Annotated in this window: 10 protein-coding genes; 6 read left to right on the top strand and 4 right to left on the bottom strand. The window is 62.6% G+C overall.

What is annotated here, in order from left to right; translation table 11 throughout:
- Positions 1-2746: 2746 nt before the first annotated feature.
- The 3 genes from NCT05_RS12525 to NCT05_RS12515 are packed head-to-tail and all read right to left on the bottom strand — an operon-like array spanning position 2747 to position 6225.
- On the bottom strand, positions 2747-3487 hold the full coding sequence (locus NCT05_RS12525) for an SDR family oxidoreductase (protein ID WP_250502357.1): 741 nt from the start codon (positions 3485-3487) through the stop codon (positions 2747-2749).
- The gene (locus tag NCT05_RS12520) at positions 3484-4800 is read right to left on the bottom strand and encodes an FAD-binding oxidoreductase (protein ID WP_250502356.1); all 1317 of its coding nucleotides are present in this window, start codon (positions 4798-4800) and stop codon (positions 3484-3486) included. The genes NCT05_RS12525 and NCT05_RS12520 overlap by 4 nt, the downstream gene beginning before the upstream one ends.
- 3 nt (positions 4801-4803) lie before the next feature.
- Positions 4804-6225 carry a UbiA family prenyltransferase gene (locus NCT05_RS12515; protein WP_239295218.1) on the bottom strand — a complete coding sequence of 474 codons (1422 nt, stop codon included), beginning with the start codon at positions 6223-6225 and terminating at the stop codon, positions 4804-4806.
- 193 nt (positions 6226-6418) lie between these two features.
- Here NCT05_RS12515 and NCT05_RS12510 point away from each other — a divergent pair, with 193 nt between their 5' ends.
- From NCT05_RS12510 to NCT05_RS12485, 6 genes are all read left to right on the top strand, one after another.
- A complete protein-coding gene (locus NCT05_RS12510; RefSeq protein WP_034474346.1) occupies positions 6419-6817 on the top strand; it encodes a GtrA family protein in 399 nt (132 codons plus the stop codon).
- 117 nt (positions 6818-6934) lie between these two features.
- On the top strand, positions 6935-7759 hold the full coding sequence (locus NCT05_RS12505; protein ID WP_250502355.1) for a glycosyltransferase family 2 protein: 825 nt from the start codon (positions 6935-6937) through the stop codon (positions 7757-7759).
- Positions 7756-8727 carry a UDP-glucose 4-epimerase family protein gene (locus tag NCT05_RS12500; RefSeq protein WP_250502354.1) on the top strand — a complete coding sequence of 324 codons (972 nt, stop codon included), beginning with the start codon at positions 7756-7758 and terminating at the stop codon, positions 8725-8727. Before NCT05_RS12505 ends, NCT05_RS12500 begins: the two co-directional genes overlap by 4 nt.
- Positions 8728-8918: 191 nt before the next feature.
- Positions 8919-9944 (top strand): MraY family glycosyltransferase, encoded by a 1026-nt coding sequence (locus NCT05_RS12495; protein WP_250502353.1) that lies wholly within the window; start codon positions 8919-8921, stop codon positions 9942-9944.
- Positions 9945-9956: 12 nt separating this feature from the next.
- Positions 9957-11852: a polysaccharide biosynthesis protein gene (locus NCT05_RS12490; RefSeq protein WP_175980403.1), complete on the top strand. Its 1896-nt coding sequence runs from the start codon at positions 9957-9959 to the stop codon at positions 11850-11852.
- 17 nt (positions 11853-11869) lie between these two features.
- Positions 11870-12976: a glycosyltransferase family protein gene (locus NCT05_RS12485; protein ID WP_250502352.1), complete on the top strand. Its 1107-nt coding sequence runs from the start codon at positions 11870-11872 to the stop codon at positions 12974-12976.
- Here NCT05_RS12485 and NCT05_RS12480 read toward each other — a convergent pair.
- Entirely contained in the window at positions 12912-13832 is a 921-nt protein-coding gene (locus NCT05_RS12480) for a LysR family transcriptional regulator (RefSeq protein WP_033537194.1), read from the bottom strand. The genes NCT05_RS12485 and NCT05_RS12480 overlap by 65 nt on opposite strands.
- Positions 13833-13840: the final 8 nt, after the last annotated feature.

Genomic DNA, 13840 nt, shown 5'->3' with positions numbered 1-13840 from the left:
CCGTAGAACAGATTGTTTGGCAAACGGGACGAGGCCATGTATACGACTGCAACCCATCTTGTCCAGGTCGATTCGCATAAAAACTGGCGCAAGCGGGACGCGTTCATATACGGTCCTAGAAGAATACTGGCAAGCTGACGTCCATCGGGATGAAATTCTTTCCGTAGCGGACGTTAGCGCCGTCGGAGCGACCACAGCGGCACAATCTTCCACGGTCGCCAAAAGCGAAGTGGTAGGAAGATGAGATCATCTTGTGTTCAGCATGCCGTAGATCTCGGGGTAACTGCACGCGGAAAAGATCTCGCACCAGACGGAATTCAAGATTTTTGCGGTTTCAGCGCGTCACGACAGCGTGCCCACAATTCGATCACCTCCGCACTCGTCAGATCCAGCGCAAGTGACTCGGTGAAAATACATTCGACTTGGGGGCAGCGACGCTTTTGTTTGACGTGTTCTCTGCAAAGTTTCAACGCGAGTTGGCCAAGCTGAACGCGCGTCATCCAGTCAAAGGACGTTTTCGATCGTGCGTGCCACAGGCGGGTAGATTCGACTAAGTGAGGAAGTGACCATGTTCGCGTCAGTCCGTACGACACTAGCGTCGCACAAACTAGGTAGCAGACGCAATGGACCCGGGTGTCGTCGGTGTCAAATTGAACGTTGAATTCGCGCATAGAGCATCGCACAGGAACTGACATTTAAGTACGGCGCGCCAGCAATCAGACGGCGGGCTGGCTTCACCGCTTTAGCAGAAAGGTTAGGGCATCCTGCAAAACTCATCTACGTTCGAGTTTGAAATGCAGCGTTTCGCGGACGACGACACGTGCACCACGAAAAAATTCAGCGGTAGCGAGGTTCACGAAATCGTCGATCGGAATTCGGGGGCGAATGCGGATTGCTATGTCAGCTCGAGAAAAGTGCGAACTTTCGCCCGCAAAGCGCTCACATACCAACGCGAACCTCGTCGGGCCGCCCCCAACTTCGTGATCGCTCAGGATGCGTTGCCGGCTAAGAAGGTTTGACGTGGGCGGATTTTCACTGAAGCATCGATGCATCGGATCTTCGAACGTCCGCTCCGCTGACAATGCCGGCCGACAAGGCGTCCGATTGGCGAACGGCGGCAACGAGTGAGCTCCGGTAGTTGGGCCGCAGGCGTAGTCGAGCGGGGTCGTGAAGAAACTTCTGCACGTTCGGCCAGAGACGCTTCTGACCGCACGGGGTCGTGGTTCCGCAGCCGTCCGAAGGAGAATCTTGCATAAGAAGCGGCTCTTTTTGGCCGGGCCGATCGACTGAGTGATGCCTGGGCGTGCGGTCAATTCGCTGTTGAAATATTGGTATCGCGGCGCGTGCTCAAAATACGTTCTGCCGAATATGGGACGATTAAGGCCGCGCTTTGCTTAGACGGGACAAATAGCAAGCGAATCCCAATATTCTTGGAGACTGCAATCGTGAGTGAAGTCTCACTGGCGTCTGTCTCCCGACCGTTCGCAATCACTCCACGCTCGTAAAACTCGGATACGAATGAACCTGGCGGAGCGCGGATTCATATATGCCCGTGGCTCTGAAAGGAAGTTGGTTTGCTGTTGAACGCATGCGCAGAAATGAACGGCAGTCCCGATGGGACTGCAAGGGCGCATCGATTGAAGCTAAGCTAATTCGATGAACGGTAACGGAACGATCAGCAGACTTGTCAACAACGTCGGTTAGGATGACCGCTCGTAGACGTCCTCAATCTTCCGTTGTATCGAACAATCTTTGCAACGCAAATGAGCCGACTGTCTAGCGTCACTCAATTTTCCTCGGTTTGCGAAAAAACATCGTATCTTCCGACGACTCAGTCCTTAAATAGTGTTTCAATCCGATTGCTACTTATGCACTAGCGTTAAATGTATTTTGTTGCATGCTCGTGCAACCACTTTAGCTTTGTATAGGGCTTGCACCTTTATTTCTGGCTTTTTTGGTCGCGGCGCTACGAGCTTACTTCGAACTCGGATACCTATGAAGTTAGGGAGAGTCGATGTGCGGCTAATTCCTAGAGTTGGGGTTGGGGTTGGGGTTGGGGTTGGGGTTGGAGTTGGCGTTGGGGTGAGCAACTTTAGACAAAGCCCGCGTCAACAATGCGATTCGTGGCTCAAAAAAAATCGCATAGATTGAACGCGAGCGACGAAGATTAGGTAGAGGCGCACATGGGAAAAGTGGTGTGCCATGGCTTCTCGAATATAATCAAAATCAAGAACGCCACGACGAAAAGACCTTGCAAGTTTTTACCTTCTTGTGTGCGGGCCCATATTTTATTCGGATCACTGATTCGCGTTCGAGCGTTTAAAACTGGAGCGTTCGAGTTTAAGGCGCCGAGAGTTCTTGAAAATGGTTGCTGAACTTCGCACTTAAAATACATGCGAGTTGCCTTTGCACCTGTTCTCGCGCTCCCCACCGTCGCGAACGTCCCAGCGCGGGGCCTCGAGACACGCGTCGACGCTCCCTAGCGATTCTCTTCCCCAGTGCTGTTCAACAACGGCCATGGCGGCCTGAAATTCATACGAGACAACAAAATAGATCGTCGACTGTAAGTCACAAAGTACACATTACGGCGCCACTCTGTCACGGCGTATCTGATGATGGGAGTCGGCAGTGCCGTGACTCCGCAAGTGGGGTTTGACTCCAACCACATCTTCGGCAACATATATCGGCGCTCTTGGTGGCTTGGGGGTCTGCGGAGTGTCAACTATCGCGCTGAAACTGCGCCTACTTAAAGCGACGCGCGCTTAAACACGAACCGCGGCACGTTCCGGATGATCAGCATAATCCCCCACCAGAACCACGGCGTATAAAGCACGTCCTTCTTCCTGTCGATTCCGCGCACGATGTCCTTCGCGACCTTCTCCGGCGTGGCGACGAGCGGGCCGGGCAACGGCAGCCCCGCAGTCATCGGCGTGGCGACGAAGCCGGGTTTGATATCGACGACATGCACGCCGACCTTGAACAACCGCGCGCGCAAGCCTTCGAGAAACGCCTGCAACGCGGCCTTCGCGCTGCCATAAAGATAATTCGACGGACGTCCGCGATCGCCCGCCACCGACGAGATCACCGCGAGCGTCCCGTGCCGCTGCGCCTCAAGCCGATTGGCGATCGGCGTGATGAGCGCAATCAGCGAAAGCGCATTGGTATGAAACTCGCGCACCGCGACGGCGGGATCGCTCTGGCAAGCCGCCTGGTCCGGCAGCGTGCCCGACGCAATCAGCACGATATCGATCGAATCCATGTGCGCGGCGCAGTCAGCGAGCATCGCGGCGTGATCGTCGAGCTTGTCGATATCGAGCCGATACGTGGCAACCGAAGCCGCCCCCCGCGCCGTCAAATCGGCGGCGACCTGCTCCATGCGTTCCTGATTGCGCGCGACGAGAAAGAAGCGCGCGCCTTTCGCGGCCCATTCTCGCGCGCAGGCGATGGCGATAGCGGACGTGGCGCCCACGATGACGATGTTCTTCATAGGCCGGTCATTCGTTTCCAGAAATGCGACAGCATGGCCGGATCGCGAAGCGATTCGAGCGCCTGCCATCGGGGATAAGCGGCGCGGAAATCGGCGCCCGACATGTGCGCGTCCTTGGCCGGGTAGATGCGTCCGCCGGCATCGCGCACGATCGCGTCGAGCCCGTCGAAGAGCTGCGAATTACGCAATTCATGCTGCGGAAAGTCGAGCGCGAGCGAGGTGCCTTCCATCGGAAACGACAGCAGCCCCGGCGACGGAATGTTCCCGCAGCGCTTGAGCACCGCGAGAAACGAACCCGTGCCGCTCGATGAAATGCGATCGAGCATCGCGCGCACCGCATCGCGCGCGCTCGCTGCCGGCACGACGCACTGATACTGCTGAAACCCCTGCGGCCCGTAGATGCGGTTCCATTCGAGCAGACTGTCGAGCGGATAGAAATAGCCGTCGTAACCGACGCGCGAAAGCTCGATCGCGCGTCGCTGCTTCCGGTAGTACAGCTCGTTGAACGCGCGCAGCGTGAGGCCGTTGATGAGCGAAACGGGCGGCGTGAACGGCACGCGGCGCGTGTTGCGCTGTTCGACATCGAGCGAGCCGTGGATCGCGTGATCGCCCGCCATGAAGATGCCGCGCCCGAGCGCCGGTCCGCGGCTCGCGCAATCGACCCACGCGACGCAATACTCGTGCTTCGCGTCGTACTCTTCCGAGAGATCGAAGAACTCGTCGAGCTTGCCGAAGCGGATGCTCGTCACGTCGATGAGACTCGTGCGGATCGGCATCAGCGAGAACTCGGCCCACAGGATGAGTCCCGTCAGCCCGAGCCCGCCGATCGTCGCATTGAACATCTCCGTGTTCGATTCCGGCGAGCATTCGATGAACGTGCCGTCGCTGCGCGCGAGGCCGAACGCGCGCACATGCCGCCCGAACGTGCCGCGCACGTGATGGTTCTTGCCGTGCACGTCGTTGGCGATCGCGCCGCCCAGCGTCACGTACTTCGTGCCCGGCGTGACCGGCAGCATCCAGCCGCGCGGCACCGCGAGCGCGAGAATCTGCTCGAACGTGATGCCGGGCTCGGCGCGCACGATGCCGCGCGTCCAGTCGGCGGCGATGATCCGGTCGAGCGCGAGCGTCTGAAAGACGTGATTCGAACTCGCGAGGCAGACGTCGCCGTAGCTTCGGCCATTGCCGAACGCGAGCGTCGTGCCATGTTCGCGCTGCACGTCGCGCCATCGCGCCTGCGCTTCGTCGCGCCAGTGCGCGGCGTGCGCGGTCTGCGGCAGGCGCGGGTAGCGGCCCCAGGAGAGCAGTTCGCTCATCGGTCAGATCGCGAGCCAGAACGCGAAGCCGCACAGCGCGACGACGACGAGGCTCATGCGATCGCGCGCCGCGAACACGATGGGATCGTCGTTCATGCGTCCGCGATGCGTGATGACCCATGTCCGGCTGAACCAGTAGAGCATCAGCGGACATACCATCCAGATGTATTGCGGATGCCGGTAAAGCACGGTGGTGCGTTCGTCCTGGATATAGAGCGCGAGCACGAGCACCGAGATGTAACCCGACGACGTTCCCAGCGACGACACGATGGCCAGATCGCTCGCCAGATAACCTCGCCCGCGCGCGCCTTCGCGCCCGGACTTCATCATCGCGTGAAGCTCGGTGTAGCGCTTGACGAGCGCGAGGCTCAGGAACGCGAACATCGAGAAAGCTAGCAGCCAGAAAGTGAGCGGGACATGGATCGCCGCGGCGCCCGCGACGATGCGCGTGGTGTACAGCGCGGCAAGCACGACGACGTCGATCATCACCTGACGCTTGAGCGCGAGCGAGTACGCGAGCGTCAGCACGTAGTAGCCGAGCAGGACCGCGTTGAATTTCCACGACAAGAACGTGAGCGCGATCGAGAACGCGGCGGCGAGCAGGACAGGGCAGAGCGCCATGCCCCAGGCGAGCGGCATCGTGCCGGCGGCGAGCGGGCGCTTGCGCTTCACCGGATGCTGCCGGTCGTCCTGCAAGTCGAGCAGATCGTTCAGCAGATACACGCTCGATGCACACAGCCCGAACGCGAAGAACGCAATCACGGCGGACTCGATGGCCGCCGGCGACTTCAGCTGATGCCCCGCGAGCAGCGGCACGAAGATCAGCACGTTTTTCAGCCACTGATGCAGCCGCAGCGACTTGGCCCAGACCTTGAGCGTCGGCGGGCGATTCTCGAAGACCTGTTCGACGTTGTCGTGCTTCGATGCGGCGCGCACGACGCCCGCGTGCGGATTGACCACGTACGCGCGATCGGCGGCGGCCCAGACGGACATGTCATCGTGCGAATTGCCGACGTAATCGAAGCCCTTCTCGCCGTACTCGGCGACGAGCCGGTCGCGCTTGCGATGCGCGGAAAGGTTGACGCGCTCGTCGGTGGCGAACACGCGATCGAAGATGCCGAGATGCTCCGCGATGCGATGCGCGAACGATTCATGGCTCGCGGTGGCGAGCGCGATCGTGCGGCCCCCGGCGCGCATGTCCTTCAGCCAGTTCACGACCTGCGTGTTGTAGGGCAGCGTCGCGACATCGATGCTCACGTGCTCGGCGAGCCGCGACTTGAGCACGGACTTGCCGCCGCTGGAAAGCCACAGCAGCGGCTTGAAGAATTTCTGCGGTGAGGATCTCAGGAAGGCGAATCCGCTCTCGACGAGAATGTCGGAGTGAATCAACGTGCCATCGAGATCGACGACGATGGGCTTGCTCATTCAATTCACGTTGAGATGATTGCTTAAGCCCACGACCGGGCGGAACCGGCCCTGGCCGTCTTCTCAGCGACGGCTTCGGCACCGGCTTTGTCGAGTTTTCCAGGCACATCGTATATGGTGTCGATTTTTCCGCCAAGCAACGTGTGACGTAGCGCCGGAAAAACGCCGAACCACCGAACCATGTTCTGAACACATGCAACTCGCGCTGCTCTACACCTTTTTCGCCGCCATCGCGACGCTTGCCAACATCGGCGCGCAGGATCTGACTACGCGCATCTATAGCGGCCCCTGGCATGTTTTGCTGTCGGTGTTCGTCGGCACGGGCGTCGGTCTCGTCGTGAAATATCTGCTCGACAAGAAATGGATCTTCCGCTTCAAGGCGGAGAATGCGCGTCACGACGCGACCATGTTCACGCTCTACGTCACGATGGGCCTCGTCACCACAGCGATTTTCTGGGGCGTCGAATTCGGCTTCAATCACGTCTTCGGAACGGCCGAAATGCGCTACGTCGGCGGCTGCATCGGTCTCGCGATCGGTTATGTGATCAAGTACCGCCTCGACAAGCGCTACGTGTTTCGCACGTTCGCCTGACGCGACGCCCCGCCGCCCGCGGTTGCCGAAACCTCCGACATTAAGGACAATCTTGGCGTCTTCCACCCGTCGATGCGGTCCGTTTTCCTTTCGTGGCGCGGACGCCCCATTTGTCCGATGAACGCGAACGCCCCGCCGATCACTCTCAGCATTTCCATCGTCGTCTACCGGCCCGATGCCGCGTTGCTCGCGCGCACCGTCGAAACGCTGGAATCCGCGCTCGCCCAACTGCACGATGTCGCCGGGCGCCCGTGCCTGTATCTGATCGACAACGGCAATCCGGGCGAGTTCGCCGACCTGCCGGCGCCCTCGGATGCCGAATTCGACACCGTGGTGCTCAAAGGGCACGGCAATGTCGGTTATGGACGCGGCCACAATCTCGCCATCGAGCGCGCGAACAGCCGCTTCCATCTGATTCTCAATCCCGACGTCGAACTCAATGCCGATGGCCTGCGCCGTGCGCTCGCCTTTCTGCACGGCTCGCCGGAAACCGGTCTGCTCGCGCCGTGGATCGGCGGCGACGATGGCCGTCAGCAGTTTCTTTGCCGCCGCTATCCGACCGTGCTCGACCTTTTCGTGCGCGGCTTTCTGCCGTCGGCGCTGCGCAAGCCGTTCGCGGGGCGCCTCGCGCGCTACGAAATGCGCGATGTCATCGGCGACAGCAATATCGTGTGGGATCCGCCGATCGTGAGCGGCTGCTTCATGCTCTTCAGAACCGATGTGCTCAAGTCGCTCGGCGGCTTCGATCCGCGCTATTTCCTCTATTTCGAGGACTACGACCTGAGCCTGCGCACGCGCCGCGTCGCGCGCATCGCCTATGTGCCGTCGGTGCGAATCCTGCATCACGGCGGCGGCGCGGCGAAGAAAGGCTCGGTGCACATCAAGCTGTTCGTCACGTCGGCGTACCGGTTCTTCAACCGTTTCGGCTGGAAATGGCTATGAGCGAATCCGGCCGACGCATCGCGATAACCGGCGCCAACGGCTTCGTCGGCCGCGCGGTGAGCCGTGCGCTCGCGGCGCGCGGGATCGGCGCGACAGGGCTCGTGCGGCGCGACGCGCAGTGCGAACCGGGCGTCGACGTGCGCCATATCGACGGCCTCGATTCGATCGCGCCCGAAGCCTTTGCCGGTTGCGACGCAGTGATCCATCTTGCGGCGCGCGTCCACGTAATGGCCGACGCCGCCGCCCAATCGCAGGCCGTGTTGAAGGCGTATCGGGCGGTCAACGTCGACGGCACGCTCGCCGCCGCCGAATCCGCGCGGCGAGCGGGTGTCACGCGCTTTGTCATGATGAGCAGCGTCAAGGCGCTCGGCGAAAGCGATCCGGGCCGCCCGTTCACCGAAGACGACGCGCGCAATCCGCCCGATGCCTACGGCGTGTCGAAAGCCGAAGCCGAAGTGAAACTGCTCGAATTCGGCAGCCGCACCGGGCTGGAAATCGCCATCGTGCGGCCGCCGCTCGTCTACGGCCCCGGCGTGCGCGCCAATTTCCTGGCGATGATGAACGCGATCGCGCGCGGCATCCCGTTGCCGCTCGGCGCGATCGATGCGCGCCGCAGCCTCGTCTCCGTCGACAATCTCGCGAGCGCGACGATCGAATGCGCGCTCCATCCGGCCGCGGCGGGCCGCCTGTTCCATGTCACGAACGGCGACGACCCGAGCGTCGCCGAACTCGCGCGCAAGCTCGGCCAACATCTCGGCAAACCGGCGCGGCTCGTGCCGGTGCCGGTGGGACTCTTGCGCGGCGTCGGGCGTCTGACGGGCAAGACCGCGCAGATCGATCGGCTGACCGGCAGCCTGCGCCTCGATTCGAGCCGCATCCGCGAGACGCTCGGCTGGCAAGCGCCGCAATCGCTCGACGAAGGCCTCGCCGCCACGGCCGCGTGGTTTCGCTCGACGCGCGCGCAATAAACGGTTCTCGCGACCGGAAACGTCCGTCGCGGACGTTAAAATATGCGCGGCTTCGATATCGGCGCGATTTTCGTTATCCGTCAGTTATTTACGACTCATTCCGGCGACCGTTCGCGTATCCTTGCGGGTTTGCCCGGAATAAAAGTCGCCGGGACGATCGGGGCTTCGTTTTCGACAACTCATAACAACGCATGCTGCATTCGTATTTCCAAGCTTCGCCGCCGTTGGCCGCGATGTCGGTCGCGGTATTGGCGTTCGCCGCCTGCGCGCTGATTCTGCGGACGCTCATCCGCACGGGCCTCGCGTGGCGCCTCGCCACCGATATCCCCAACGAGCGTTCGCTGCACGAACGGCCCACGCCGCGCGTCGGCGGCTGGGGCATCGTGCCGGTCGCCGTCGTCGCGCTTCTCGTCGCGGCCCCGTCGATGTGGCTCGTCGCGGCCTGCGCGGTCTTCCTCGCAGCCGTCTCGCAGATCGACGACCGACGCGGCTTGCCCGCGCGCGTGCGCTTCGCGGCGCATATCGTCGCGGTGACGCTCGTGATCGTCGCGCATCCGGCGAACGCGCCGTGGTGGGCGCTCGCATTCGTCGGCTTTCTGATGCTGTGGCTCGTCAATCTCTACAACTTCATGGACGGCTCCGACGGGCTCGCCGGCGGCATGGCGCTGTTCGGATTCGGCGGCTACGCGCTCGCGGCGCTCGCCGGACCCGCGCCGCAAGCCGATCTCGGCCTGGCGAGCGCGGCGATCGCCGGAGCGGCGGCCGGTTTCCTGACCCTCAATTTCCATCCGGCTCGGATTTTTCTCGGCGATGCCGGGTCTATTCCGTTGGGATTTCTCGCAGGCGCGCTCGGGTTCTGGGGCTGGCAACGGGGCGCGTGGCCCGTCTGGTTTCCGGCGCTCGTGTTTTCGCCTTTCATCGCGGATGCCACGGTCACGTTGCTGCGACGCCTCGCGCGCGGTGAAAAATTTTGGCAGGCGCATCGGGAGCATTACTATCAGCGCATGGTGCGCCTCGGAATGGGGCACGCGCGTACCGCGCTCACGTGGTATCTGCTCATGCTGGCGGGCATGATCCTCGCGAACTGGGCGCTGTGGTTTTCCGTCACGGGGCAGTGGGCGGCGGTTGCGGGCTGGGCAGTCGTGGTTGTGGCAGCGGGCGCGGTCGTCGACGCGCAGTGGCGTCGTCATGAAACGCGCCTTACCCGACAATCTTGAGGGTCCATGCTGATGAATCGAATAAAAGCTACATGGCTATCGGCGGGGGCGTTCGGCTTCGATCTCGTGGCCGTCGTCGGAGCCTGGGTCGTCGCTTACCTGCTGCGCTTCAACGGCAGCGTGCCGCATGATTTCCGCGATGGCGCGCTGCACGCGCTCTTGTGGGTCGTGCCGGTCTACGCCATCGTCTTTCGCGTCTTCGGGCTGTATCGCGGCATGTGGGTGTTCGCGAGCCTGCCGGACCTGATGCGTATCTCCAAATCGATCGTCGTGGGCGCGCTCGTCGTGATGGTGGGCGCGGTGATGTCGCAGCCGACGCCGATCATCCCGCGCTCGGTGCTCATCGTCTCGCCGCTTCTGCTGTTTCTCGCGATGGGCGGCGCGCGCGCGCTTTATCGCGCGGGCAAGGAGTTCTATCTGTACGGCGGTCTGGTCGGCCAGGGCAAGCCCGTGATCGTGCTCGGCGCGGGCACGGCGGGCGCGATGCTCGCCCGCGAGCTTGCGCGCTCCAGCGAATGGCGTCTCGTCGGCCTGCTCGACGACGATCCCGCCAAGCAGGGCCGCGAAGTGCTCGGCCACAAGGTCCTCGGCGGGTTCAGCGACCTCTCCCGATTCGCGGAGCAGTACAAGACCGACTACGTGATCATCGCGATTCCTTCGGCGTCGGTCGAGGAGCAGCGGCGCGTCGCCACGTTGTGCGTGCGCGCCGGCGTAAAGGTGATGGTGCTGCCCGCGCTCACGCCGCTCACCGAAGGCGGCAACTTCCTGTCGCGCGTGCGGCAGATCGACCTCGAAGACTTGCTCGGCCGCGAGCCGGTGAAGATCGACATGCCGCACGTCGAGCAACTGCTCCACGGGCGCGTCGTGATGGTGACGGGCGGCGGCGGCTCCATCGGCTCGGAACTGTGCCGTCAGATTCTGCGTTTCTCGCCCGCGCAACTCATCGCCTACGACCTCTCCGAATATGCGATGTATCGCCTCATCGAGGAACTGCACGAGAAGTTTCCGGAGTGCTCGGTGATTCCCGTCGTCGGCGACGCGAAGGATTCGCTGCTGCTCGATCAGACGATGGCGCGCTTCACGCCGCACATCGTTTTCCATGCGGCGGCCTACAAGCACGTCCCGCTGATGGAAGAGCAGAACGCGTGGCAGGCCGTGCGCAACAACGTGCTCGGCACGCTGCGCGTCGCGCGCGCGGCGATTCGCCACAACGTGCGCCATTTCGTGCTGATCTCCACCGACAAGGCCGTCAACCCGACCAACGTGATGGGCGCCTCCAAGCGTCTCGCCGAGATGGCCTGTCAGGCGCTGCAGCAATCCGCGCCGCGCACGCAGTTCGAGACGGTGCGCTTCGGCAACGTGCTCGGCAGCGCGGGCAGCGTGATTCCGAAATTTCAGCAGCAGATTGCGAAGGGCGGTCCGGTCACGGTCACGCATCCGGAAATCACGCGCTTCTTCATGACGATTCCGGAAGCCGCGCAACTCGTGCTGCAGGCGTCGAGCATGGGGCGCGGCGGCGAGATCTTCATTCTCGACATGGGCCAGCCCGTGAGAATCGTCGATCTCGCGCGCGACCTCATCCGTCTCTATGGCTTCACGGAAGAGCAGATCCGCATCACGTTTACTGGGCTGCGTCCGGGCGAAAAGCTCTACGAAGAACTGCTCGCCGACGACGAAACCACCACGCGCACGCCGCATCCGAAGCTGCGCATCGCGCAGGCGCGCGGCGTGCCGGACGATTTCATCGACGAATTGCTGCCCTGGCTGATGCAGCATCGCGTGCTCTCCGACGAAGAAGTGCGCCGCGATCTGCGCCGCTGGGTGCCCGAGTATCAGACGGCGACGATGCCCGTGCTGCAAAGCGTGCCCGTCGCGAAGGCGGCGAACGAACGCGGCGCGGCCGGCTGACCGCAACGGGGTCACGCATGACGACGCTCGACGAAGTCCATGCGCTGACCCACGCGGGATCGCTGTTATCGCTAAGCGGCGAGATCGTCGCGCCTTACGATCTCGAAGTCGCGCACGCCGATGCATCCGCGTTCTCCGCGCTGCCCGCCACCATCCTGAACGCGGGCCGCGAACCCTTCGACGCCGACTATGCGCGCGAGCGCCGCGTGCATCTCGTCAACGCGTTCGGCGTCACGCTCGGCGATTCGATCATCGGGCTTACGGCGCTCTCCGCCGTCAAGCGCCTTTATCCGCATCTTCGGTTCACGATCTATCGGCCGGCGCGCGCGCCGCGCTACGTGCAGCGTCTTTACGAGCTTGCCGCGCCGCGTCTCGCCGATATCGTCGGTCTGCCTGTGCCGCTCGCGAGCCTGCCTGCCGATGAACCGAAGATCGACGTCGGCAATCAGCTTTTCTGGCCGCGCTTCGCCTCGATGCCGATGATCGACTTCTTCCTTTGGGCGATGGGCGTCGCGCCTTCGACCATCGCCGCCGCCGACAAGCGCAATCGCTGGCTCGCCGATGTGCCGCTCAAGCCGATCGCAAACGAGCCATACGCGCTGTTTTGCCCGAACGCGAGCACGCCGGTGCGCAGCATTCCGGCGTCGATGCGCGCGCGTATCGTCGCGCGTCTCGCGGATGAAACCGGCCTGCCGGTGATGGGTTTCGGGCCCGTCGACGATCCGCGTTATCGCGATATCGCGCCGTTTTGCATCGACACGGACGATTTCCTCGCGTGGATCGGGCGCGCGCGCTATCTCGTCACGGCGGATACGGCGGCGCTACACGCCGGCGCGGGATTCGACGTGCCGACGACCGCGTTCTTCACGACGATCCCCGCCAACATGCGCGCGCGCGATTATGCGAACTGCGTCAAGGTGGAATTCAGCTTGCCGCATCTAGAGGGCGTGCACGCGAGCGCGCGGCCCGCCGATCTGCGCGCGCTCGAGCGCGCTTATCGCGATTACGACTGGCGCGCGATGCCGTTCGCGGATGCATCGCCGCAAACGACGCCCGCGTTCAGTTTCCCTTGCTCACCTGAAACGACGGCAGGCGCGCATACAACTCCGCAACCCAGTCGATGAACACGCGCACGCGCCTCGGCTGATGCCGGTTGGCCGCATACAGCACCGACACCACGCGCGGATACGACGGATATTCCCGTAGCACTTCCTTCAACGCGCCGCTTCTGACGAGCGGGTCGAGCGTATAGCTCGAGCTTTGAATCAGCCCGAGCCCGTTGGCGCCCGCCGCGATATACGAATCGCCGTCGTTCACGGCGATCTTGTGCTTCATCGCGATGGTGCGGGTTTCGCCATCGACGACGAATTCCCAATTGCGCACGCGTCCCGAGTTGTTCAGCACATAGCCGACGGCGAGATGCTGCTCGAGGTCATCGAGCGACGTCGGCTCGCCGTGCTTTTCGATGTATCCCGGCGACGCGCAGGTGATCTGCGTATACGCGCCGATGCGTTTCGCGACCAGCCCGACATCGCCGACCGCGCCCACGCGCACGACACAATCGACCGCTTCCTCGACGAGATCGACTTGCCGGTCCGTCAGCACCAGCTCGACGCCGATATCGGGATACGCGGCGAAGAACTCCGGCAGCGCGGGAATGATCGTGTTCTTCGCCATCACTTGCGGCAGGCTGACTTTCACATTGCCCTTGGGACTCAGCTTGGAATGCGACAGCGACGCTTCCATGTCGTCCACTTCGCCGAGCACGCGCACGCAGCGCTCGTAATAGGCTTCGCCGTCTTCGGTGATGCTGATGCTGCGCGTCGTGCGATTGATGAGGCGCGCACCGAGATGCGCTTCGAGCGCCTGAAGCGTGCGCGAGACGCTCGCGGGCGGCAGGCGCAGGGCATCGGCTGCCTTGGAGAAACTGCCCGCCTCGACGACTCGCGCGAAGACTTTCATTGCAAGGAAGCGGTCCATGCTCGATC

The organism is Caballeronia sp. AZ7_KS35, from assembly GCF_023631045.1.
Lineage (GTDB): Bacteria > Pseudomonadota > Gammaproteobacteria > Burkholderiales > Burkholderiaceae > Caballeronia > Caballeronia zhejiangensis.
Note: the sequence above shows the minus strand (reverse complement) of the source record. Positions and strands in the feature narration are given on the sequence as shown.

Bases quoted from the DNA above. Each gene is read 5' to 3' on its own strand.
- NCT05_RS12490 (WP_175980403.1), top strand. From the start codon at position 9,957: ATGAATCGAATAAAAGCTACATGGCTATCGGCGGGGGCGTTCGGCTTC.
- NCT05_RS12485 (WP_250502352.1), top strand. From the start codon at position 11,870: ATGACGACGCTCGACGAAGTCCATGCGCTGACCCACGCGGGATCGCTG.
- NCT05_RS12495 (WP_250502353.1), top strand. From the start codon at position 8,919: ATGCTGCATTCGTATTTCCAAGCTTCGCCGCCGTTGGCCGCGATGTCG.
- NCT05_RS12520 (WP_250502356.1), bottom strand. From the start codon at position 4,800: ATGAGCGAACTGCTCTCCTGGGGCCGCTACCCGCGCCTGCCGCAGACC.
- NCT05_RS12510 (WP_034474346.1), top strand. From the start codon at position 6,419: ATGCAACTCGCGCTGCTCTACACCTTTTTCGCCGCCATCGCGACGCTT.
- NCT05_RS12500 (WP_250502354.1), top strand. From the start codon at position 7,756: ATGAGCGAATCCGGCCGACGCATCGCGATAACCGGCGCCAACGGCTTC.
- NCT05_RS12480 (WP_033537194.1), bottom strand. From the start codon at position 13,832: ATGGACCGCTTCCTTGCAATGAAAGTCTTCGCGCGAGTCGTCGAGGCG.
- NCT05_RS12525 (WP_250502357.1), bottom strand. From the start codon at position 3,487: ATGAAGAACATCGTCATCGTGGGCGCCACGTCCGCTATCGCCATCGCC.
- NCT05_RS12505 (WP_250502355.1), top strand. From the start codon at position 6,935: ATGAACGCGAACGCCCCGCCGATCACTCTCAGCATTTCCATCGTCGTC.
- NCT05_RS12515 (WP_239295218.1), bottom strand. From the start codon at position 6,225: ATGAGCAAGCCCATCGTCGTCGATCTCGATGGCACGTTGATTCACTCC.